Origin of the sequence: Actinomadura coerulea, from assembly GCF_014208105.1 — a bacterium.
Classification (GTDB): domain Bacteria; phylum Actinomycetota; class Actinomycetes; order Streptosporangiales; family Streptosporangiaceae; genus Spirillospora; species Spirillospora coerulea.
Genome location: NZ_JACHMQ010000001.1, coordinates 3,562,552 through 3,585,190 on the forward strand (window position 1 = coordinate 3,562,552; position 22,639 = coordinate 3,585,190).

The 22,639-nt window shown below is 72.7% G+C and carries 19 protein-coding genes; 4 read left to right on the plus strand and 15 right to left on the minus strand.

Translation table 11 applies throughout. From position 1 onward, the window contains the following. Nucleotides 1–18: 18 nt before the first annotated feature. The 13 genes from BKA00_RS16350 to BKA00_RS16410 all read right to left on the minus strand — a co-directional run bounded on the left by BKA00_RS16350 (nt 19) and on the right by BKA00_RS16410 (nt 16,601). Nucleotides 19–342: a hypothetical protein gene (locus tag BKA00_RS16350; protein WP_185025977.1), complete on the minus strand. Its 324-nt coding sequence runs from the start codon at nt 340–342 to the stop codon at nt 19–21. Between the two features lie 276 nt (nt 343–618). Further along, the gene (locus BKA00_RS16355; protein ID WP_221493178.1) at nt 619–3,606 is read right to left on the minus strand and encodes a glycoside hydrolase family 3 protein; all 2,988 of its coding nucleotides are present in this window, start codon (nt 3,604–3,606) and stop codon (nt 619–621) included. A gap of 107 nt (nt 3,607–3,713) precedes the next feature. After that, entirely contained in the window at nt 3,714–4,721 is a 1,008-nt protein-coding gene (locus BKA00_RS16360; protein ID WP_185025979.1) for a LacI family DNA-binding transcriptional regulator, read from the minus strand. A 63-nt stretch (nt 4,722–4,784) separates the two neighbouring features. Next, a complete protein-coding gene (locus BKA00_RS16365; RefSeq protein WP_185025981.1) occupies nt 4,785–6,149 on the minus strand; it encodes a GH1 family beta-glucosidase in 1,365 nt (454 codons plus the stop codon). Then, complete coding sequence (gene yicI / locus BKA00_RS16370; RefSeq protein WP_185025983.1) at nt 6,149–8,440, minus strand: alpha-xylosidase; 2,292 nt, start codon at nt 8,438–8,440, stop codon at nt 6,149–6,151. The genes BKA00_RS16365 and yicI overlap by 1 nt, the downstream gene beginning before the upstream one ends. Then, nucleotides 8,440–9,330 carry a carbohydrate ABC transporter permease gene (locus tag BKA00_RS16375; protein WP_185025985.1) on the minus strand — a complete coding sequence of 297 codons (891 nt, stop codon included), beginning with the start codon at nt 9,328–9,330 and terminating at the stop codon, nt 8,440–8,442. The genes yicI and BKA00_RS16375 overlap by 1 nt, the downstream gene beginning before the upstream one ends. Continuing rightward, the gene (locus tag BKA00_RS16380) at nt 9,327–10,241 is read right to left on the minus strand and encodes a carbohydrate ABC transporter permease (RefSeq protein WP_230298730.1); all 915 of its coding nucleotides are present in this window, start codon (nt 10,239–10,241) and stop codon (nt 9,327–9,329) included. The genes BKA00_RS16375 and BKA00_RS16380 overlap by 4 nt, the downstream gene beginning before the upstream one ends. Beyond that, nucleotides 10,238–11,521, minus strand: coding sequence for an ABC transporter substrate-binding protein (locus BKA00_RS16385; RefSeq protein ID WP_185025987.1), 1,284 nt, complete (start codon nt 11,519–11,521; stop codon nt 10,238–10,240). The genes BKA00_RS16380 and BKA00_RS16385 overlap by 4 nt, the downstream gene beginning before the upstream one ends. A gap of 160 nt (nt 11,522–11,681) precedes the next feature. Then, a complete protein-coding gene (locus BKA00_RS16390) occupies nt 11,682–13,040 on the minus strand; it encodes a protein kinase domain-containing protein (RefSeq protein WP_185025989.1) in 1,359 nt (452 codons plus the stop codon). Nucleotides 13,041–13,060: 20 nt separating this feature from the next. Continuing rightward, nucleotides 13,061–13,852: a putative hydro-lyase gene (locus tag BKA00_RS16395; protein WP_185025990.1), complete on the minus strand. Its 792-nt coding sequence runs from the start codon at nt 13,850–13,852 to the stop codon at nt 13,061–13,063. Further along, nucleotides 13,849–14,739, minus strand: coding sequence for a 5-oxoprolinase subunit C family protein (locus tag BKA00_RS16400; RefSeq protein WP_185025992.1), 891 nt, complete (start codon nt 14,737–14,739; stop codon nt 13,849–13,851). Before BKA00_RS16400 ends, BKA00_RS16395 begins: the two co-directional genes overlap by 4 nt. A 16-nt stretch (nt 14,740–14,755) precedes the next feature. Continuing rightward, nucleotides 14,756–15,364 carry a 5-oxoprolinase subunit PxpB gene (pxpB, locus tag BKA00_RS16405; RefSeq protein ID WP_185025993.1) on the minus strand — a complete coding sequence of 203 codons (609 nt, stop codon included), beginning with the start codon at nt 15,362–15,364 and terminating at the stop codon, nt 14,756–14,758. Nucleotides 15,365–15,371: 7 nt separating this feature from the next. Continuing rightward, nucleotides 15,372–16,601: an NRAMP family divalent metal transporter gene (locus BKA00_RS16410; RefSeq protein WP_185025995.1), complete on the minus strand. Its 1,230-nt coding sequence runs from the start codon at nt 16,599–16,601 to the stop codon at nt 15,372–15,374. 156 nt (nt 16,602–16,757) lie between these two features. Between BKA00_RS16410 and BKA00_RS16415 the strand changes: the two genes are divergently transcribed. After that, entirely contained in the window at nt 16,758–17,486 is a 729-nt protein-coding gene (locus BKA00_RS16415) for a GntR family transcriptional regulator (RefSeq protein ID WP_185025997.1), read from the plus strand. On the opposite strand, the gene BKA00_RS16420 is transcribed toward BKA00_RS16415, so the two are convergent. After that, nucleotides 17,483–18,109: a GntR family transcriptional regulator gene (locus BKA00_RS16420; RefSeq protein WP_230298729.1), complete on the minus strand. Its 627-nt coding sequence runs from the start codon at nt 18,107–18,109 to the stop codon at nt 17,483–17,485. The two genes, BKA00_RS16415 and BKA00_RS16420, sit on opposite strands and share 4 nt — an antisense overlap. 149 nt (nt 18,110–18,258) lie before the next feature. Here BKA00_RS16420 and pdhA point away from each other — a divergent pair, with 149 nt between their 5' ends. Genes pdhA through BKA00_RS16435 form a run of 3 tightly spaced genes read left to right on the plus strand, consistent with a single transcriptional unit; the run spans nt 18,259 to nt 21,767 of the window. Then, the gene (gene pdhA / locus BKA00_RS16425; protein ID WP_189377108.1) at nt 18,259–19,422 is read left to right on the plus strand and encodes a pyruvate dehydrogenase (acetyl-transferring) E1 component subunit alpha; all 1,164 of its coding nucleotides are present in this window, start codon (nt 18,259–18,261) and stop codon (nt 19,420–19,422) included. Nucleotides 19,423–19,431: 9 nt separating this feature from the next. After that, on the plus strand, nt 19,432–20,481 hold the full coding sequence (locus BKA00_RS16430) for an alpha-ketoacid dehydrogenase subunit beta (protein ID WP_185026001.1): 1,050 nt from the start codon (nt 19,432–19,434) through the stop codon (nt 20,479–20,481). Further along, entirely contained in the window at nt 20,478–21,767 is a 1,290-nt protein-coding gene (locus BKA00_RS16435; RefSeq protein WP_185026003.1) for a dihydrolipoamide acetyltransferase family protein, read from the plus strand. The genes BKA00_RS16430 and BKA00_RS16435 overlap by 4 nt, the downstream gene beginning before the upstream one ends. Nucleotides 21,768–21,828: 61 nt before the next feature. Here the strand turns inward: BKA00_RS16435 and BKA00_RS16440 are convergent, their stop codons facing one another. Continuing rightward, nucleotides 21,829–22,614, minus strand: a complete 786-nt coding sequence (locus BKA00_RS16440; protein WP_185026005.1) for an SDR family NAD(P)-dependent oxidoreductase — start codon at nt 22,612–22,614, stop codon at nt 21,829–21,831. Nucleotides 22,615–22,639 lie beyond the last annotated feature (25 nt).

Sequence of the window (22,639 nt, forward strand, 5' to 3'; positions counted from 1 at the left end):
GGCGGCGATTCCCGGGGATCACCGCCCGGTCAGCGCCTCCAGCCGGTCGACGGCGTCGCGCCAGTCGGACGGCAGCCAGCACCGGGTCGCCCGGTGCCCGCGGTAGGTGAGCGTGTAGGTGAAGTGGTCGGCCACCTGGCACCCGTCGGACGAGGACGCGGTGGTGACGACGCGGCTCAGCGCGTCCTTCAGACCGCGCATCTCGTCGGCGCCGAGCGCGACGCTCTCGTCGTTCACGAGCGCCGTTCCCGAGCCGTCCACGATCACTTTCCGTTGAATTCCGGCGAATCCCCCGGAACGCTCATAGGCGACCAGCACATCCGGCCCGGTGAGAGCTAGCACGGGCATCTCCTTCGCATGCGGACATGTCGACCTGCGGCAAAAGGCGGGCCGACCACGACTTCTTCCTTTAATCGAGTGCGCCCGAATGCGCAATGCCAAAATGGGGGAATTGCCCGCTGGCGGCGTTGTTCGCGGCGTCCCGTCCACCGGGACGCCGCCCGCCGGGCCGCCCCGAGAACCTCCCGCAGCGCACTTCGCCGTCTCACCAGGGGTAGGTGCCGCTCCTGGCGCCGAGGGGCGCGAGCCTGAGGGATCGCGCCCCTCGCGCCGGGAAGGTCAGGGGGTCAGGGAGAAGGTGCTCAGGCGGGTCTCGCCCTTGAAGACCAGGTAGACGTCGCGGTCTCCGCGGGCTCCGGCCAGTGGTGCGGTGATCTCCTTGTACGTGTAGTCGCCGGCGGTGGGCGGGACGGTGAGGGTTCCGGCGCGGGGGCCGTCCGGACGGTCGAGGCGGACTTCGATGGTGGTCGCGGACGTGCCCGCCACCCGGGCGGTGACGCTTCCCGTGGACGAGCCGAGGGCGGCGTCCGCGAACTTCAGCCACGAGCCGGAGGCACCGGTCACCGCGTCACCGGACGTCTTCGTCTCGTCGACCAGCCGGATGCCGTCCTGGTCGTCGAAGTCGGCGGCTCGGGTCGGCTCGGCGAGGTCGCGGGCGGGAATGGTCTCGCCGCGCACGTCGAGCACCGCGCGCTGCCGGATGTCGGTGGACGAGGCGCCGACGAGCAGGTCGTGCACCGACTTCTCGACCGTCCACCTGTCGCGCGTGACGTCCCAGACGGCGAGGTCGGACGCGTTCAGCCGCAGCTTCGCCGTCACCGTCCGCCCCGGGGCCACGTGGACCTTGGCGAAGGCGCGCAGCCTCTTCGCCGGCTGCTTCACCCGCGACTTCCGCTGGTGCGTGTAGAGCTGGACGACCTCGTCCCCGGCCTTCTCGCCGGTGTTGGTCACCGGGACGGTGACGGTCACCGTCCCGTCGCGTCCGACGGAACGGGCGCTGAGCCGCGGCTTGCCGTACCGGAACGCGGTGTAGGAGAGGCCGTGGCCGAACGGGTAGAGCGGCTCGCCCTTGTAGTACTGGTACGTCCGGTCCGACTTGATGACGTCGTAGTCGAGGATGTCGGGCAGGTCCGCACCGGAGCGGTACCAGGTCTGCGGCAGCTTGCCCGAGGGGCTCTCGTCGCCGAACAGCAGGGACGCCAGGGCGTTGCCCGTCTCGGCTCCGGCGTGGCTCGTCCACAGGATCGCCGGGACGTTCTGCTGCTCCCAGTCGAGCGTCGTCGGGTAGCTGTTCTCCACGACGACGACCGTGTTCGGGTTCGCCTTGCGGACGGCCTTGACGAGGTCGGACTGCCCTTCGGCGAGCGCCATCGTGGTGCGGTCGTGGTCCTCGCGGCCGTTGATGAACGGCATGCTGCCGACCACGACGACGGCCGCGCCTGCGCCGGTCACGGCCTTGACCGCCGAATCCACACCGCTGCTGACGACGTCCTTGGCGAACCGGGACGCCTCGGCCTTCGTGGTGAGGGCGAGCGTTCCGTCGTCCTGCGCCTTCACGTAGGTCTTCGCCGGGTCGGCCCAGTCGTAGGCCTTCTCGTAGCCGGCGTAGCGGAGCAGGTAGTCGCCGCCGTCCTGCTTCTCCAGCTTGAACATCTGCTGGACGAACCAGCCGTTCGGCTGGTCCTGGTCGTTGGCGAAGGTGTCGCCCCAGTTGTAGCGGCCGACCGTCTTGCCGTTGGCGGCGCTGCGCAAGGTCACGATGCCCTGGCCCCAGTCGAACATGTCGAACTGCGTCGTGGCGTCGGAGGACGAGGCGGGTCCGGTCCTCAGGACCGCGCCGGGGCCCGTTCCACCGGCGATGTACCTGCCGGTCTTCACGTCCTTGAGGGCGATGCGGTCGACGCCCTCGCTGGAGGCCACCGCGCCCGCGCGCTTCCTGATGCCGTCCAGCGGCGTGACCTCGTAGGGCAGCGAGCCGGAGTACCAGTCGGTGTAGAGGGTGTCCGACAGCGGCCCCACGACCGCGACCTTCTGCCGCTGGAGCGGCAGGAGCTTCCGCTGGTTCTTCAGCAGCACCATCTGCTCCGCCGCGGCGGTGCGGGCCAGCGCCCGGTGCGCGGGGCTGTCCACCGCGTCCTTGGTGATCTTGCCGTAGGGGCCGCCGCCCGGGTCGAACTCGCCGAGCCGCACCCGGACGCTCAGGATGTTCCCGGCCGCGCGGTCGATGTCGGGCTCGGCGAGCAGGCCGCGCGCCAGCGCCTGCTTCACGGCGTTCACGGTGATGGACGAGTTCGTGTCGTCGGTGGTGAAGCTGTCCACGCCCGCCTTGAGGATCGCGGCGTCGCCGGTGGCGAGGTCGGGGTGGTACTTCTGGGAGCCGACGAGGTTGTTGGGGGCGCCCGCGTCGGTGACGTTGAACAGCGTCCGGTCCGACCAGGAGCGGACGAGCCCGGCGGCGTCGGGGGTGACCGTGGCGGGACGGCCGTTGACGAGGTTGTAGGACGTCATGATCCCGGTCGCGGCGTCGCGGGCGAGCGGCATCCGGAACGGGACCTCGTCGTACTCCCTGCGCACCCGGGGCGGCAGGCTGGAGGACGTCTGGTCCCGGCGGATCTCGTTGTTGTTGGCGATGTAGTGCTTGAGGACCGGCGCGGCCTTGAGGTGCTCGGGGTCGTCGCCCTGCATGCCGCGGCCGTAGGCGGTGGCGAGCAGGCCGGTGAGCAGCGGGTCCTCGGAGTAGCCCTCCTCGTTGCGGCCCCAGCGGGGGTCGCGGAGCAGGTTCACGACCGGCGCCCACAGTTGCAGGCCCCACACGTCGGGGTTCTCGCTGTTGTACCCGCGGGCCTCGTCGCCGACGGCCGAGCCGATCCTGTTCATCAGGGCCGGGTCCCAGGTCGCGCCGAGCCCGACCGACTGCGGGAACACGGTCCCCTTGGCGGTCACCACGGCGCCGCCGTTGTGGACGTCGGTGGACCACGCGACCCCGTGCAGCGCCTCGGTGCCGGTCTTGAACCGGCCGATGCCGAGCCGCGGGATCGCGGGCTGGTACTGGTGCAGCAGCGAGATCTTCTCGTCGAGCGTCAGCCGCCCGACCAGGTCGTCCACCCGGGTCTGGACGGGCAGCCGCGGGTCGCGGAACGGGTGGGCCGCGCGGGCGGCGGCGGGCGCCGTCCACGCGAGGGGGGCCGCCAGCGCGGCAGCGAGGACGAGGGTCAGCGACCGGTTGCGCCGGCCGGGGGAACGGGGGTTGCGACGGGTTCTGTGCAACGGTTCTCCTTCGGGAAATCCCCCGAGCAATGCGTGTCGAAGCGCTTCGATAACGGGCCGGGCAAGGGCCCCTCTCCTCCTTTCGCGGCGTTGCGGGAACCGGCCTCTCAGCGGGGCGCGGGCGCGCTGCTGGCGCGCGCGGTCAGGGTGGGCGGGAGCAGGGTCGCGGCGGGCACGGGCACGCCGTCGAGCTTGGACATCAGCAGTTCCACGGCGCGCCCGCCGACCTCCTCGGCGGGGATCGCCACCGACGTCAGGGACGGCTCGGCGTGCTCGGCCATCTCGTCGGGGCACAGCGCGACGACGGACACGTCCTCGGGGACGCGCCGGCCGGCCGCGCGCAGCGCCCGCACCACGGGGCCGACGACCGGCTCGTTGTGGACGAGGACGCCGGTGAGGCCCGGACGCTCGGCGAGCAGCCGGGCGACGAGCGCGCGGGCCGCGTCCGCGGTCGCCTCGCACGGGTGGACGTCCCCGGCCAGCCCGTGCTCGCGGGCCGCGGCGGTGAACCCGTCGGCGACCCGCTGGGCGTAGCCGGTCTGCCGCGCGTACACCTCGGGCGGCGAGCCGATCAGGGCGATCTCCCGGTGGCCGAGCCCGGCGAGGTGCTCGACGCAGACCGCGCCCGCCGCGTGGAAGTCGAGGTCGATGCAGGTCAGGTCGCCCGCGTCGGCCGGGAAGCCGATGAGCACGCTCGGCCGGTCCAGGGAGCGCAGCAGCGGCAGCCGCGGGTCCCTCATCTGGACGTCCATGACGATCAGCGCGTCGACCAGGGCGCTGTCGGCGACGCGCCGCAGGCCGTCCTCGCCCTCCTCCTGGGTGAGCAGCAGGACGTCGTGGTCGTGGCGGCGCGCGGCGGTGACGACGGAGACGGCGAACTGCATGACCACCGGCACGGCGATGCCCGAGCGCAGGGGGATCATCAGCGCCAGCACGTTGGAGCGGCTGCTGGCGAGCGCGCGGGCGCCCGCGTGCGGCCGGTAGCCGAGCTCGCGGATGCTCTCCCGGACGCGCCGCCGGGTCTCCTCGGAGATCGAGCGCTTCCCGCTCAGCACGTAGGAGACCGTGCTCGGCGACACCCCGGCGTGCCGCGCCACGTCAGTGATCTTGACCACGGACCGTCCCGTCGTCCTCGGAGCCGTTGGGAGTGCGAATGATCGTAACGCCGCGCGCGGGTGTCACGACGGGCCGCCGGCGATGGCGTCGCGGTACCAGCGGGCGCTGTCCTTCCAGGTGCGCTCGCCCGTGGCGTAGTCGACGTGGACGAGGCCGAAGCGCTTGGAGTAGCCGTAGGCCCACTCGAAGTTGTCCAGCAGCGACCAGGCGAAGTAGCCGCGGACGTCGGCCCCCGCCTGGCACGCCCGCTCGACCGCTGCGATGTGGTCGCGCAGGTAGGCGATGCGCCGGTCGTCCCGGACGCGGCCGTCGCCGTCCACCGCGTCGTCGAACGCGGCGCCGTTCTCGGTGACCATCAGCGGCGTGTCCGGGTACTCGCGGTGCAGCCGCAGGAGGAGCTCCTCCATGCCGGTCGCGTCGATCGGCCAGCCCATCTCGGTGTAGGGGCCGGGCTGCTCGGCGAACTCGACGGCGTCGCAGCCCACGAACGGACTGGCCGCGCCCCTGCGGTGGCCGTCCGCGTGCGAGCGCGGCGCGGCGCCGTCCCAGTCCCGCACGAGGGTGGGCGAGTAGTAGTTGACGCCGAGGACGTCGAGCGGCGCGGCGATGATGTCCGCGTCACCGTCGCGCAGGAAGCCCCAGTCGGTGAGGGACGCCGTGTCCTCCAGCAGGTCGGCGGGGTAGCCCCGGCCCAGCATCGGGTCGAGGAACACGCGGTTGGCGACGGCGTCCACCCGCCGGACCGCCTCCGCGTCGCCGCGCAGGTGGTGCAGGTTGAGCGTGACCGAGTGCCGCGCCGACGGCGACGCCACGCCGCGCAGCGCGCGGACGGCCAGGCCGTGCGCGAGGTTCAGATGGTGCGCGGCGGTGAGCGCGGCGACCGGGTCGGCGCGGCCGGGGGCGTGCACGCCGGACGCGTAGCCCAGGAACGCCGAGCACCACGGCTCGTTCAGCGTGGTCCAGGTGTGGACGCGGTCGCCGAGGACGCGCCCGACGCGCTCGGCGTAGTCGGCGAAGCGGCGGGGCGTGTCGCGGTGCGGCCAGCCGCCGGCGTCCTCCAGGGCCTGCGGCAGGTCCCAGTGGTAGAGCGTCGCGACGGGGGCGATGCCGTGGTCGAGCAGCCCGTCGACCAGGCGGGAGTAGAAGTCCATGCCCTTGGGGCCGGGCATCCCGTCCGGCAGGACCCGCGACCATGAGATGGAGAACCGGTAGGCGCCGATGCCGAGTTCGGCCATCGTCGCGAGGTCCTCCTCCCAGCGGTGGTAGTGGTCCGTGGCGACGTCGCCGGTGTCGCCGTTCAGGACCTTGCCGGGGGTGTGGCTGAACGTGTCCCAGATGGACGGCGCGCGGCCGTCCTCCTGGGCCGCGCCCTCGATCTGGTAGGCGGCGGTGGCCGCTCCCCACAGGAACCCTTCCGGGAACCCCATCAGCTCTCCTCTTCCATGGTGACGACCACTTCGCCACCGGTCGCCTTGACGAGGACACCGTGCGGATGGTCTGACGACTCCCCGCCCTCGACCGCGGCAACGCGCGCGTTGACGAGAAGGACGTTCCAGCTTCCCTCGCCCGTCACGCGCAGGCTTTCACCGTTTCGCACCGTCGTGAACACGGTGTCACCGACCTGGGTGACGGTGGTGATCCCGTCGGCGGGCTCGTATACGCGCAACGTGACGCCGTCAGCATGGTCGTAGTCGGGACGGTCGTCCACCGCTCCCTCGGGAAAGACCGCACCCGGCCGGACGAGCAGCGGCACGCTGTCGAAGCCGTGCCGTTCACGGACCCAGCGGCCGCCCTGGACCCGCTCGCCGGTGAGGTAGTGCGTCCACACACCCTCCGGCACGTAGTAGGCGACCTCCCCGCCGGGGGAGAACACCGGCGCGACGAGCAGGTCGTCGCCCAGCATGTACTGGCGTTCCAGGTGGGTGCAGGCGGGGTCGTCGGGGAAGTCGACGACCATCGCGCGCATCATCGGCAGCCCTTCCCCGTACGCCTGGCGGGCCGCGCCGGCCAGGTAGGGCATCAGCCGCATCTTCAGGCGGGTGAAATGGCGAAGGACGTCCACCGACTCCTCGTCGAACAGCCACGGCACCCGGTAGGAGTGGCTGCCGTGCAGGCGGCTGTGCGAGGACAGCAGCCCGAACGCGATCCACCGCTTGAACAGCGCCGGATCGGGCGTCCCCTCGAAGCCGCCGATGTCGTGGCTCCAGTAGCCGAACCCCGACATGCCCAGGGAGAGGCCGCCGCGAAGGCTCTCCCCCATCGCCTCGAACGTCGATTCGGCGTCGCCGCCCCAGTGCACGGGAAAACGCTGCCCGCCGGTCGTGGCGGACCGGGCGAACACCACCGCCTCGCCTTCACCGCGCTTCTTGCGGAGCAGGTCGAAGACCGTCTGGTTGTAGAGGTAGGTGTAGTAGTTGTGCGCCCGTTCCGGGTCGGAACCGTCGTGGTAGACGACGTCGGTGGGGATGCGCTCGCCGAAGTCGGTCTTGAAGCAGTCCACGCCCATGTCGAGCAGAGCTTCCAGCTTCCCCGCGTACCATTCCCGCGCCTCGGGATTGGTGAAGTCGACGACGGCCAGGCCGGGCTGCCACTTGTCCCACTGCCACACGTCCCCGTCCGGCCGCGTCAGCAGGTAGCCGCGCGAGCGCCCCTCCTCGAACAGCGGCGAGCGCTGCCCGATGTAGGGGTTGATCCAGACGCAGATCCGCAGGCCGCGGTCCCGCAGTCGGCGCAGCATCCCCTCCGGGTCGGGGAACACCCGCGGGTCCCACTCGAAGTCGCACCACTGGAACTCGCGCATCCAGAAGCAGTCGAAATGGAAGACGCTGAGCGGCAGGTCGCGCGACGCCATCCCCTCGATGAACGAGGTGACGGTCTCCTCGTCGTAGGACGTCGTGAACGAGGTGGACAGCCACAGCCCGAACGACCAGTCGGGCAGCCGCGCGGGCCGTCCGGTGAGCGCCGTGTACTTGCGGAGGATCTCCTTCGGCGACGGGCCGTAGATGACGAAGTACCGCATCGACTGGCCCTCGACGCTGAACTGCGTCCGGGCGACGGCCTCCGACGCCACCTCGAACGAGACCCGCCCGGGATGGTCGACGAAGACGCCGTAGCCCGCGTTGGTCAGGTAGAACGGCACGTTCTTGTACGCCTGCTCGCTCGCCGTTCCGCCGTCGGCGTTCCACACGTCGACGGCCTGGCCGTTCTTCACCAGCGGCCCGAACCGCTCACCGAGCCCGTAGACGAAGTGGTCGACGCCCAGGTCGAGCTGCTCCCGCACGTAATGCCGGCCGTCGTCGGTGTCGATGACGGCCTGCGCCTTGGGCGCGCTCCCGGTCAGACGGCGACCGCCCGCGAGGAAGTCGACGCCCCACTCCCCCTTGCGCCCGACCCGGACCGACAGGGCGCCCGACGTCAGCGTCGCCGCATCCTCGTCCACGGTCACCTCCCCCGTCGGGTCGGCGGCCAGCTCGAAGTCGGGGCCGCGGCGCCTCTCCCCCGCGAAGTGGGTGAGGGTGACGCCGATGACGTCCGGCATCGGCGACTCGCACGTCACCGTCACCACCGGCCCCTTGAGCAGGTCGCCCCGGTGCCGGACCCGCTGCGCCGGCGCGTGCACCGTGAACGCGCCGGGCCCGGCGTCCACGTCGAGGACCTCCACCGGATGCGACGCCCGCACACCCTCGCGCAGCATCCAGTAGCCGTCGCTGAACTTCATTACTTGATAGCCCCCGCCGTGAGTCCGCGCGAAAGGGTGCGCTGGAAGATGAGGAAGAACGCGACGGTCGGGAGGAGGCCGAGGAGCGACGCGGCGCTGGACATGGTGGCGTCCATGAGGCGCTGGCCCTGCAGCACGCCGAGGGCGACCGAGACCGTCTGGTTCTCGTTGGAGATGAGGAAGACCATGGGGATCAGGAACTCGTTCCAGGTCCACACGAAGAAGAACACGAGCAGGACCGACATGGTCGGCCGGACGACCGGGACGACGACCCGCCACAGCACCTGCCACCGGCCGGCGCCGTCGATCCGCGCCGCCTCCAGCAGCGGGCGCGGGAACGCCGCCATCACCGACGACAGCAGGTAGGTGCCGAACGCGCTCTGGATGACCGTGAACACGATGATCACGCTGATCCTGGTGTCGTACAGGCCGACCTGCTTCGACATGTAGTACAGCGGGTAGACGAGCGCCTCCTGCGGCAGCGTGTTGGCCAGGAGCAGCAGCGCGAGAACCCACATCCGCCCCTTGATCCGGCCGATGCCGAGCGCGTAGGCGTTGAGCACCGACAGCAGCACGGCGAGGACGGCGACCGAGCCGCTGATGACCGCGCTGTTCAGCAGGACGTGCCCGAAGTCGACGCGCTCCCAGAACTGCCGGACGCCGTCCAGGTGGAACCCGTCCGGCGGCGACAGCGGGCCGCTCGACGAGTACTCCTGCGGCGTCTTCAGCGCGTTGAAGACCACCACGACGAACGGGATCAGCATCACGCCCGCGAGCGCGACCAGCGCCACCAGCACCGCGTAGGCGGACGGGCCGCGCCGGGCCCGGCGGGACGCGCCCCGGCGGTCGCGCGGCGGCGCGCCCGCCTTCCTCGTGAGCGTCGCGGTCATCGCCCCTCCCCCAGGTCACGTCCCTGCAGGCGCAGGAAGACGACGGTCAGCGCGACGATGACCAGCGTCAGCACGGTCGCGATCGCCGAGCCGTAGCCGACGTCGGACTTCTCGAAGAAGTTGACCCACGAGTAGTAGGACGGCACGTTCGTCGCCCCGCCCGGGCCGCCCTTGGTGAGCACGAAGATCTGCGGGAAGGCCTTCAGCGCGGCGATCGTCGTCCACAGCAGCACGACGAAGATCTCCGGCCGGATCTGCGGGACGGTGATGTGCCGGAACCGGCGGCCCCACGAGGCGCCGTCGATCTCGGCCGCCTCGTACAGCGACGGGTCCACCCGCTGCAGTCCCGACATGAAGATCACCAGCGGGAAGCCGATCTGCATCCAGACCATGACGCCGACGACGCTCCACAGGGCGGTGGCCGGGTCGCCGAGCCAGTCGTGCGCGAGGGAGCCGAGGCCCACGGCGTCCAGGAGCGCGTTGACCGCGCCGTTCTCCGGCGCGAGCAGCCAGCTCCACACCACGCCCGCGATGACGACCGGCAGCACCTGCGGCAGGTAGACGCACGCGCGCAGGACGCTCGCGGTGCGCGGCCCGAAGTGCCGGTCGACCAGGTCGGTCAGGGCCGCTGCCAGCACCAGGCCGATCAGCGTCGGGACGATCGCCATCCCGACGATGATCAGGACGTTGTGCCGGAACGAGGCCCAGAACTCCCCGTCCCGCACGAGCTCGCGGTAGTTGCCGAGCCCGATCCACTCCGGGGTCCCGACGCCCGTCCACTCGGTGAAGCTCGTCCCGATGTTCATCAGGAACGGCACGCCGATGACGGCGGTGAACAGGAGCAGGCCGGGGAGCAGATAGGGCACGTAGCCCCACTGCTCCCGCGACCGGCCGCGGCCTGGCGTCGTCACTTCGGCAGGCCGCCGTCGTAGGTCTTCTGGATGCCGCCGAGGACCTCGCCCGGCGCGGTCCCGTTCATGAGCTTCTGCGTCTGCGCCACCCAGGCGTCGTAGAAGCCGGCGACCGGCCAGTCCGGGTAGTAGGCGAGCCCGTCGGAGCGGGACAGCCCGTCGAAGTCGGCGATGAGCTTCTTGGCCTTGGCGTCGGTGATGGCGGACGGGTCGGCCGCGACCGGCACGCCGCCCGCGTTGCCGAGGGTGGTCTGCGCCTGCTTCTTCATCGTGATGTCGATGAAGTCGTAGGCGAGCTCCTTGTTCTCCGACCCCTTGGGGACGACCCAGAGGTTCCCGCCCGAGCCGAGCGTCATCTTGGCGCCGGGCCAGACGGAGGTCTCCCAGTCGAACTTCGCCTCCGCGGCGACCCGGCCGAACCACCAGCTACCGGAGAACATCATGGGGAACTTGCCGCTCATGAACGCGACGCCCGCGTCCTCCGCCTTGAGGCTGACGGAGTTCTTGGCGACGTAGCCCTTCTTCACCCAGTCGGCGAAGGTGGTCGCCCCGTAGGTCCAGGCGGCGTCGTTGAAGTTCGTCTTGCCGGTGTAGCGCTGGTAGGCGTCCACCCAGGAGCGGTCGGCCTTGTCCAGGGCGAGCTGGTAGACGAACTGGTGCGCCATGTACTCGGCGCCCGCGTTGGTCATCGGCGTGACGCCCTTGGCGACGAACGCGTCCATCGCGGCGGTGAGCTCGGCGAACGTCGTCGGGATCTTGACGTCGTTCTTCTTGAACAGGTCCTTGTTGTAGTAGACCTGCAGGTACTCCGCATAGTCCGGGACGCCGTACCATTTGTCGCCGCCCATCGTGCCCTTCGCGTCGTACTTGGCGGTGACCTGGACGTTCGGGCTGATCAGCTTGTCCCAGCCCCGCTTGGTGACCTCGGGGGTGAGATCGGTGAGCAGACCCTGCCTGGAGAGCAGGCCGGCGGTCGCGTTGCCCTTGTTGTACTCCATGACGTCGGGCGCGTCCTTGGAGTTCAGCACCATGGGCGCGGTCTTCTGGATCTGCTCGAAGCCCTTCTCCTCGAACTTCACCTTGACGCCCGGATGGGTGGCCTCGAACTCCTTGACCGCCTCGTCCCACGCCTTGCCCATGGCGCTGTCGGGGGCCTCGTAGTGCCAGAGCTTCAGCTCCTTGCCGCCGGAGCCGCCGTCGTCGCCGCCGCACGCGGTGAGCGACAGCGCCGCCGCGGCAAGGGCGGCGAGCACCGCCGCGCTCCTGCCTGCCTTGATCATGGGTCTTCCTCCGGGGTGGGACCGAGCGCCTGTCGAAGCGCTTCGATTGCCGGGATGCTAAGCCCTCGATCAGGCGCGACACAATAGGACGACCCGCATCAATTCGGCTACGAGCCCGCTGACCTGCGGCGATCAGCTGGGAGCGCTCCCATAGGCAGGTTCAGCCGCCGCACTCCGTGCCGTTGAGCGTGAACCGCGACGGCGCGCCGTTGGCGCCGTCCTGGCTCCCGAGGAACCCGAACTCGGCCGTCCCCCGCGGCGGGACCGACCTGTTCCACTCCGCCGCCGTCACCGTGACGGACGCCCCGTCCTGCGCTCGGCTGCCGTTCCACAGCTGGGTGATCGCCTGTCCGTCCGGGAACGCGAAGCCGAGGGTCCAGCCGTCGATCGCGCCGTCTCCGAGGTTGGTGATGCGGACGGTCGCCTGGAAGCCCCGCGGCCACGTCCCGTCGACGCGGTAGGACACCGAGCACGCGGTCGCCGCGGCCGCCGTCCGGCCCGGCGAGGGCGCCGACGGCGGTTTCGCGCCGGCCTGGTCGGAGGAGCCGGGCGCCAGGGCCGCCAGCAGCGCGGCCAGCGCGGTCAGGGCACCGGCGGCGACCCCGATGACCAGCAGCGGCCGCCGTCCGGGCCCTTGCCGGGGCGGTCCGGGGTCGTCCAGGACGCGGGTCGGGTCCCGCGGCCGGTCCGGCGGCGGAGGGCCGGCGGGGGCGGCGGCGCCGGGCACGTGGAGCTGGACGCCCGAGGCGCCGGACAGGAGGCGGGCCGCCTCGGCGGCGGTGGGGCGCGTGCCGGGGTCAGGGGACAGGCAGTCGCGGCAGAGGGCGGCGACCTCGTCCGGTGTGCCCTTCCGGAAGGCGGACGAGGGCGTGGGCGGGGCGCCCGTCAGGCATTCGTGCAGGACGACGCCCAGGGAGTAGACGTCGGCCGCCGGGGTCGGGGGCGTCCCGCCGACCAGTTCGGGCGCCATGTAGGCGGGCGTGCCCATCACCGGCCCGCCCGCCGTGCCGGTGAACGCGATGCCGAAGTCGAGGACCTTCACCTCGACCGGGGTGAGGTAGACGTTCCCGGGCTTGATGTCGCGGTGCACGATGCCGGCCTCGTGGGCGGCGGCGAGGGCGTCGGCGACCCGGGCGCAGATCCCGGCGGCCTCCCGCCAGGGCAGCGGCCCGCGCGACAGCCGCACGGCCAGGCTCTCGCCGTCCAGCAGCTCCATGACCACGTACGGGATCCGGCGCGACTCGCCCCGCGGGCTCCGCTCCGGGCCGACGCGGTGCTCGCCGTAGTCGTACACGCCGGTGATGCCCGGGTGGGTCAGGGCCGCGGCGGCCTGCGCCTCCTGGCGCAGGCGCCGCGAGAACTCCTCGGGCCCGCCGTCCTTCGGGACCTTCACCGCGACGGCGCGGTCGAGGACGGTGTCGACCGCGCGCCAGACGGTCGCCATGCCTCCGGCGCCGAGAGGCCGCTCGACGCGGTAGCGCCCCCCGAGGCGTTCGCCCGGGGCGATGATCTCGGGCATGGACGAAGCCTATGCCGGACTCAGGGAACGAGGTACCGGCTGTCGCGCGCGTCGGTGATCGCCATGTGGCCGGGCGCGTGCCCGATGGCGAGCTTGGGGCGAGAGGCCATCACCGCCGCCTGCGGGGTCACGCCGCAGGCCCAGAACACCGGGATCTCGTCCACGCGGATCTCGACCGGGTCGCCGAAGTCCGGCGCGGACAGGTCGTCGATGCCGAGTTCGACGGGGTCGCCGACGTGCACGGGCGCGCCGTGGACGGAGGGGTACCGGGACGTCACGCGCACGGCGTCGGCGACCTGCGCGGCCGGGACGGGGCGCATCGAGACGACGAGCGGGCCGCCGAACTCGCCGGCGCGGCGGCACATCCGGTTCGTCCGGTACATCGGGACGTTGCGGTTCTGCTCGATGTGCCGGACGGACACGCCGGCCTCGCGGAGCGCGTCCTCGAACGTGAAGCTGCACCCGATGAGGAACGAGACGAGGTCCTCGCGCCAGTAGGCGGTCACGTCGCCCACCTCGGCGACCGGCACCCCGTGCTCGTAGACGACGTAGCCGGGCAGGTCGGTGCGCAGGTCCCCGGCGAACAGCGGGGAGGCGGTCTCGCCGGGCTCGGTCACGTCAAGGACGGGGCACGGCTTGGGGTTGCGCTGCGCGAACAGCAGCAGGTCGAAGGCGTACTCGCGCGGCACGGCGATGAGGTTCGCCTGCGTCCAGCCGGCGCACCAGCCGGACGTGGGGACGCGCAGGCCGGCGCGGAACAGGGCCCTCGCCTGGTCCGGCGTGAGCGCGCCCGGATCGAGGGGTGCGGTCATCTTCTGTCCTCCCTGAGGTTCGGTGCGGGGTGCGGCCGGAACCGGAGCCGCTGGCCGGGACGGGCCTGCGCGGCGCGGCCGATGTCGGCGGAGGCGACCACCGCGATCACGGGGTAGCCGCCGGTGAGCGGGTGGTCGGCGAGGAACAGCACCGGCCGCCCGGACGGCGGGACCTGCAGCGCCCCGGTGACCGTCCCCTCGCTGGGCAGCTCGCCGCGCCCGGCGTGCGCGAGCCCCGGCCCGTCCAGCCGCATGCCGACGCGGTCGATCTCGCTGGTCACCGTGTAGGCGGCGGAGAAGAGGGCCTCCAGCGCGCCGGGGGCGAACCAGTCGTGGCGCGGGCCGGGCATCGCGCGCAGCACGATGTCGCCGCCGCGCGGCGGCCCGACGGGCGCGGTGTCCAGGAGCGGCGCGGCGGCGGGCGGCGCCCCGACGGGGAGCAGGTCGCCGGGCTTGAGCGGGGCGGGGCCGATGCCGGAGAGCGTGTCGGTGGAGCGGGACCCGAGGACGGGCGGGACGGCGACACCGCCGCGCACGGCCAGGTAGCTGCGCAGTCCGGAGGGCGGGACGCCCATCCGCAGTTCGGCGCCGTCCGGGAGGTGGAGGACCGAGTAGGGGGCCTCGGGGCGGCCGTCCACCAGCAGCGGGGCGGGCGCGCCGGTCACCGCGGCGAACACGCCGCCGCGGCAGCGCACGTGCAGGCCGCCGAAGGTGACCTCGACCGCGGCCTCCCCCTCGGGGTTCCCCAGCAGCCGGTTGGCGAGGCGGAACGAGCCCGGGTCCGCGGCGCCCGACACCCCCACGCCGAGCGCCGCGTGACCCGAGCGGCCCAGGTCCTGGACTGTCGCCAGGGGTCCTGTGCGGAGAACGTCCAGGGCGCGCTTCAAAGTTCCCTCCGGAGCTTCATGGTTCTCTCCGGACGAAACGGACCCGCGTCCCCGGGCGGAGCAGGGCGGGCGGATCGCGTTCGAGGTCCCATAGGACGGCCTCCGTGCGTCCGATGAGCTGCCAGCCGCCCGGGGACTCGACCGGGTAGACGCCGCTGAAGCGCCCGGCGAGGCCGACCGCGCCCGCCGGGACGCGGACGCGGGGCGTCGCGCGGCGCGGGACGTCCAGCCGCGGGTCGCCGCCCTCCAGGTAGCCGAATCCGGGCGCGAACCCGGTGAACGCGACCCGCCACGGGGTCCCGGTGTGCGCGGCGACGACCTCCTCCGGGGACAGCCCGGTGAGGCGGGCGACCTCGGCGAGGTCGTCGCCGTCGTAGACGACGGGGATCTCGGCCTCGCCCGCGCCGCCGTCCGCCGCGCCCGGCCGGGTGGCGCGCACCGCGGCGGCGACCGCGGCCGGGTCGGCGGAGGGGTCCAGCAGCAGGGTCAGGGTGCGGGCGGCCGGCACGAGGTCGGCGACGCCGGGCGGCGGGGACGCCGCGAGCGCCGCGTACAGGCCGAGCATCTCCGGCAGGTCCGGCAGTTCGACCAGCAGCGCCGCGTCGCCGCTCGGGAGGATCCGCACCCGGCCCTCACCTCCAGAGGTCGTCGAGCGCGGACAGGCTGTTCCATCCCAGGTAGAGCGACAGCAGCCAGGCCGCCACGCCGAGGACGAGGAGCCAGACCGGGTACCGGTGGCCGCCGAGAAGGTCGCGGCGGCGGGCGGCCGCCCACAGCAGCACGGCGAGGCCGAACGGCAGGATCAGCCCGTTCAGCGCGCCCGCGAGGACGAGCAGCTTCGCCGGGGCGGTGCCGATCGCGAGGTAGATGGCGGCGGAGACGAGGATGAACGCGACGACCAGCCGGTTGCGGTGCCGCTCGACGAAGGAGGAGAACGAGACGAGGAACGACACCGAGGTGTAGCTCGCGCCGATGACCGAGGTGATCGCGGCCGACCACATGATCAGGCCGAAGACGCGCAGCCCGGCCTCGCCCGCCGCGTGCTCGAAGGCCGAGGCGGGGGCGTTCTCCTTGGCGAGGGTCACCCCGCCGGCGACGACGCCGAGGACGGCGAGGAACAGCAGCACCCGCATCAGGCCGGTGACGAGGATCCCGGTGACGGCGCTGCGGTTGATCTCCTTGACGTTGTCCGGGCCGGTCACCCCCGACTCGATCATGCGGTGCGCGCCGGCGTAGGTGATGTAGCCGCCGACCGTCCCGCCGATGAGCGTGGTGATGACGAGGAAGTCGACGGTCTCCGGCGCGACGCTCTGCCGGAGCGCGTCCCCGAGGGGCGGGTCGGACACGAAGGCGACGTAGAGGGTCAGCAGGATCATCGCGCCGCCGAGCACGACGACGATCCGGTCCATGGCGACGCCGGCCCGCCGGACCAGGAAGATCGCGACAGCGGCCAGCGCGGACAGCGCGCCGCCGATCTTGACGTCGAGGCCGAGCAGCGCGTTCAGCCCGAGCGCGGTGCCGGCGACGTTGCCGATGTTGAACACCAGGCCGCCGAACACGTCGAGGGCGGCGAGGCCGTACCCGGCGCCGGGCAGGACGCGGTTGCCGAGTTCCTGGGCGCGCATCCCCGAGACGCCGACGACGCGCCACACGTTGAGCTGGATCGCGACGTCCACCAGCACCGACACCAGGATCGCGAACGCGAACGCGGCGCCGAGTTCGGCGGTGAACACGGTGGTCTGGGTGATGAAGCCGGGTCCGATGGCGCTGGTGGCCATCAGGAACATGGCGCCGGTGAGCGCGGCGCGGCGCGAGCGGGCGGCCGGTTCCGTGGTCGTGCCGAGGGTCGCTGGGTCCGTCATGGCGGGGCCCTTCCAGGGGGTTCGACTTTCCGCAAGGGTAGAGATTGTTCAACAATCCATCAAGAGACCTGTTGATGCATTCTCCGGTCCCCGGGGATAGGCTTACCGCCCCAGAACGTTCGCGCGCCCCCCGCGCCTACCCCCGGAAGGTGGCCGATGCCCGTGCCGGCGCACGGCTCGTGGCTGGCCGACATCGCGGCCGCCCGGCACGGCCTGGACAGGTCCAGCACCGCCGGGCGGATCGCCGACCTGCTCCGCGAGCAGATCACCGAGGGGCGGCTCGCCCCGGGCGAGCGCGTCCGCGAGGAGGAGCTCGCCGAGGCCCTGAAGGTCTCGCGCAACACCGTGCGCGAGGCGTTCCGGCTGCTCGCCAAGGAGCGGCTGCTCGTCCACGAGTTCAACCGGGGCGTGTTCGTCGGCCGGGTCACCGCCGACGGCCTCGCCGACCTCTACCGGGTGCGGCGGATCCTGGAGTGCGAGGGCGTGCGGTGCGCGCCGGAGGCCCCGCCCGGGGCGTTCGACCGGGTGGAGGCGGCGGTCCTGGACGGCGAGCGCGCCGCCGCCGCCGGGAGCTGGCCGGACGTCGGCACCGCCGACATCCGCTTCCACAAGGCCATCGCCGCGCTCGTGGGCAGCGACCGGGTCGACGAGATGATCCGGCACCTGCTGGCCGAGATGCGCCTGGTCTTCCACGAGATGGGCTCGCCGCGCGAGTTCCACGAGCCCTACCTGGCCCGCAACCGGCGGATCCACGACCTGATGGCGCGGGGCGACTTCGCGGAGGCCGAGCGGGAGCTGCGCTCCTACCTCGACGACGCGGAGGCCCAGCTCACCGCGGCCTACCGCGAGAAGGCCGCGAAGAAGCCCCGCCGGAGGCGGGACTAGGGCGCGTAGTTCATGACGTGGTCGTGCAGGAGCTGCGGCGCGGCCGGGTCGGCGCGGCGGAACGCCTCGATGAGCTCGGCGTGCTCGGCCGACTTGGAGTAGATCTCCGTCTGGTGCAGGCGCAGGGACAGGGTCGTCCACAGCTCGATGCCGAGCCCCTCCCACACCGAGACGAGCAGCCGGTTGCCGGCCGACTCGACGATCTCGCGGTGGAAGGCGATGCTGAGGTGCATCTGCTCGTGCAGGTCGCCCTCCCGGGCGGCCTCGCCGAGGCGGCGGTTGTGCTCCTCCAGCGCGTCCAGGCAGTCGGAGAGCCGGGGCAGCGCCAGCTCCACGGCCGTCCGCTCCAGGCCCGCGCGGACGGGGAAGATCTCGGCCAGGTCCCGCTCGGTGAAGTCGCGGACCCGGGCGCCCCGGTTCGGCAGCGTCTCGATCAGCCGCTGCGCCTCCAGCTGGCGCAGCGCCTCCCGGACCGGCCCCTGGCTCACGCCCAGCTCGGCGGCGATCCGGCGCTCGACGACGCGCTCCCCCGGCTCCCATCGCCCCGAGCTGATGCCCTCCACGATGAACTCGCGGATCTGGTCGGCGAGCCCGGTGCGGAGCAGCTGGTCGGAGGTCTTCACGAAACTGGATCGTAGCGCCACGGCCGGTAAGTGCCTCTTGACGGGTGGGCGGTTCGTACGAGATACAATATGATCGATCATAGATCAATGATGATCGGGAGTGTCGTGGCGATCCTACGGCGCTGCCCCGGACAGAGGAAGGGTCGCCGATGGCTGACACCGTCCAGGCCGCACCGGCGCGGAGCCGGAGGGCGCGCGGCGCCCAGGCTCCCGAGCCGAAGACCGACGCGGCGGCGCCGGACGCGGCGCCCCCGGCGGCCGACGCCGGCACGCTCGTCGGCTACTACCGGCAGATGCTCCTGATCAGGCGGTTCGAGGAGCGGGCCGCCCGCGCCTACACCGAGGCCAAGATCGGCGGCTACTGCCACCTGAACCTCGGCGAGGAGGCCACGGTCGTCGGGCTGATGGCCGCGCTGCGCCCCACCGACTACCTGTTCACCAACTACCGCGAGCACGGCTACGCCCTGGCAAAGGGCTTCAACGCGGTTGCCGGGGGGAGTGGGGGGTCGTCCCCCCACCAGCCCAGCAGGGCGGAGCGCGTCATGGCCGAGCTGTACGGGCGGTCCACCGGCGTGTCCAAGGGCTGGGGCGGGTCGATGCACCTGTTCGACGCCGAGGCGCGGCTGCTCGGCGGGTACGGCATCGTCGGCGGGCAGGTGCCCCTCGCGGCCGGCGCGGCGCTCGCCGTCTCCTACAAGGGCGGCGACGAGGTCGTCATGTGCCAGATGGGCGACGGGACGACCGCGATCGGAGCGTTCCACGAGTCGCTCAACATCGCCGCGCTCTGGAACCTCCCCGTCGTCTTCGTCGTGATCAACAACGGTCTCGGCATGGGCACCACCGTGGAGAGCTCCGCGGCCGAGCCGGAGCTGTACCGGCGCGGCGCCGCGTACCGGACGGAGAGCCTGCGGGTGGACGGCACCGACGTGCTCGCGGTGCGCGACGCCGCGCGCACCGCCGTCGAGCGCGCCCGCGCCGAGAGCAAGCCCTACCTGCTGGAGACCGTCAGCCCCCGGCTGAAGGGCCACTCGGTCGTCGACCCGGCCCGCTACCGGTCCAAGGAGGAGAAGGAGGCCCTGAAGGCCGCCGACCCCCTGGCCCGCATGGCGCTGGAGCTGGAGGAGGCCGGGATCCTGTCCGCCGACGACCGCGACCGGCTCGACGCCGAGGTGACGGCGGAGGTCGACGCCGCCGCCGCGTTCGCCGACGAGAGCCCCGCGCCCGAGGTGTCCACGCTGTTCGACTACACCTACGCCACCCCGGTCCCGGGCGAGCTGCGCCGGCTCCCCGCCGACCCCGTATTCGGTTCCTGAGAGGCACCCATGGCAACCGTGACCTACCGCCAGGCCCTCCGGGACACGCTCCGCGCCGAGATGCTCCGCGACGAGAACGTCTTCCTGCTGGGCGAGGAGATCGGGCTCTTCGAGGGCTCCTACAAGATCACCGAAGGGCTGCTGAAGGAGTTCGGGCCGCGCCGCGTGCGCGACACCCCGATCGCCGAGGAGGGCTTCGTCGGCGCCGCGATCGGCGCCGCGATGCTCGGCCTGCGCCCCGTCGTGGAGATCATGACGATCAACTTCTCGCTGCTGGCCCTGGACCAGATCGTCAACCACGCCGCGAAGATCTACGGCATGTTCGGCGGGCAGGCCAGCGTGCCGATGGTGATCCGCACGCCGGGCGGCGGCGGGCAGCAGCTCGGCGCCACCCACTCGCAGAACGTCGAGCTGTTCTACTCGTTCATCCCCGGCCTGAAGGTCCTCGCGCCGAGCACGCCCGCCGAGGCGTCGGCGATGCTGAAGGCCGCGATCCGCGACGACGACCCGGTGCTGTTCCTGGAGAACCTCGCCCTCTACAACACCAGGGGCGAGCTGCCCGCCGCGGTCGAGGACGTCGAGCCCGCCGAGATCGGCCGCGCCGCGGTGACCCGCCCGGGCACCGACATCACGATCATCGGCTACTCCCGGATGGCCCGCGTGGCCTCCGAGGTCGCCGAGACCCTCGCCGCCGAGGGCGTCTCCGCCGAGGTCGTGGACCTGCGCAGCCTGCGCCCGCTCGACCGGCAGACGGTCGTCGACTCCGTCCGCAGGACCGGCTGCGCCGTCGTGGCCGAGGACGACTGGCTGACCTACGGCATCGGCGCCGAGATCGCCGCGACGATCCAGGAGGGCGCGTTCGACTGGCTGGACGCCCCCGTCCGGCGCGTGGCGATGGCCGAGGTGCCGCTCCCCTACGCCAAGTCCCTGGAGACGGCGGCGCTGCCGTCCGCCGAGTCCCTGCTGACCGCCGTGCGCGCCACGCTCCGCGCGACCGGCCGCATCACGCCGGGGACGGACGCCACGTCCCCGCGACCCGCTCTGGAGCCCGTGCGATGACCGAGATCCTCATGCCCCGCCTCTCCGACACGATGGAGGAGGGCGTCATCAGCTCCTGGCAGAAGCAGCCGGGAGACGAGGTCGCGGTCGGCGACGTCATCGTCGACATCGAGACCGACAAGGCGGTCATGGAGTACGAGGCCTACGAGGCCGGCGTGCTGGAGAAGATCCTCGTCGCCGAGGGCGAGACCGCCGCGATCGGCGCACCGATCGCGGTGATCGTCCCCGCCGGCGGGGCCCGTCCCGAGCCCGCGCCCGCCGCCGAGGCGCGGCCCACGGCCGAGCCGGAGCGGGCGCCCGCCGCCGAGGCGGCGCCCGAGCCCGAGGCGGTGCCGGTCGGCGCGGCCGCCCCGCCGCGGGCCAATGGACGCCCGGCCGCGTCCCGCCCGCCGTCGTCGCCGCTGGCGCGCCGGCTGGCCCGCGACCACGGCATCGACCTGGCCACGCTCAGCGGTTCCGGTCCGGGCGGACGCATCGTCCGCGCCGACATCGAGGCCGCCGTGCGCTCCGCCGGTCCGGCGGCGCCCGCTCCGGCCGCCGCCGCCCAGGCCACCGCCGCCCCCGCGCCGTCGGCGCCCGCCGTCCAGGCACGGGCCGACGACCCGGACGTGGAGGCCGTCCCGCTGAACCGCTTCCGGAAGGTCGCCGCCAGGCGGCTGACCGAGAGCAAGCGCGAGGCGCCGCACTTCTACCTGAACCGCGAGGTGGACGCCGAGGCCCTGCTGGCGTTCCGCGCGACGCTCAACGAGGCGCTCGCCCCGGCGAAGGTCAGCGTGAACGACCTGGTCGTGAAGGCGGTGGCGACGGCGCTGCGCGAGCACCCGGCGGTCAACGTCTCCTACACCGAGGAGAACCTGCTCTTCCACAAGCGGGTGCACGTCGGCGTCGCGGTGGCGGTCGAGGACGGCCTCGTCGTGCCGGTCGTCCGCGACGCCGACCGCATGAGCGTCTCGCAGATCGGCCGGGAGACCCGCGAGCTCGCCGCCAAGGCCCGCGACGGCAGGCTGTCCGCCCGGGAGATGAGCGGCGGCACGTTCAGCGTCAGCAACCTCGGCATGTTCGGCGTGGACTCGTTCTCCGCGGTGATCAACCCGCCGGAGGCCGCGATCCTCGCCGTGGGCGCCGTCCGCGACGAACCCGTCGTCCGCGACGGCCAGGTCGTCCCCGGCAAGCGCATGACGGTCACCCTGTCGGTCGACCACCGCGCCACCGACGGCGCGACGGCCGCGAAGTTCCTGGCCCGCCTCGCCGAGCTGCTCCAGAACCCGCTGCTCATCGTCGCGTAGCCCCGCACGGAACACGGAAGGGCCCTCGCCGGCGGCGAGGGCCCTTCCGCTTTCGACGGGCTCAGAGCATGACGCGGCCGCCGGTGACGTCGAGGGTGAGGCCCGTCAGCCAGGCGGACTGGGACGAGGCCAGGAAGAGGGCGGCGGCCGCCACGTCGCCCGGCTCGCCGAGGCGGGCGAGCGGGTGGGAGGCGGCCACGGCGGCCTGGGTGTCCGGCGGCATGAACCTCTCGGTGCGCTCGGTGCGGATCGTTCCGGGGGCGACGCAGTTGACGCGGACGCCGTCCCGTCCCGCTTCGGCGGCGGCGTGGCGGGTGAGGGCCTGGACGCCCGCCTTGGCGGCCTCGTAGGCGACGGGGGCGCCCCACGCGTTGCCCAGCTCCCGGCCGCCGCCGCCCGGCAGGTTCGTCGGGAGCCGCCCCGCCGACGACGACATCGTGACGACCGATCCGGCCTTCCGCTCCTGCATGCCGGGCAGGAACGCCTTCAGGGTGAGGAAGGTCGCGGTGAGGTTGCCGTCCAGGACCGACCGCCACTCCCGCTCCGTCATGGCCGCGGTCGGGCCGGGACGCGCGATCCCGCCGCCCGCGAAGGCGCACAGGACGCCGGCCGGGCCGAGCTCGTCCTCGATCCGCAGGCGCGCGGACTCGACGGCGGCCAGGTCGGTGACGTCGGCCGCGACGCCGACCCCGCCGGTCTCCCCGGCCACCCGGTCGAGCGCCGCCTCGTCGCGTCCGATGACGGCGACCCTGGCGCCCTCGGCGGCGAACGCGCGCGCGGTGGCGGCGCCGATACCGCGCGAGCCGCCGGTGACGACCGCGACCATGCCGTTGAGCTCGGGATACATCGGTGCCTCCTCGTCGGGGTGCCTC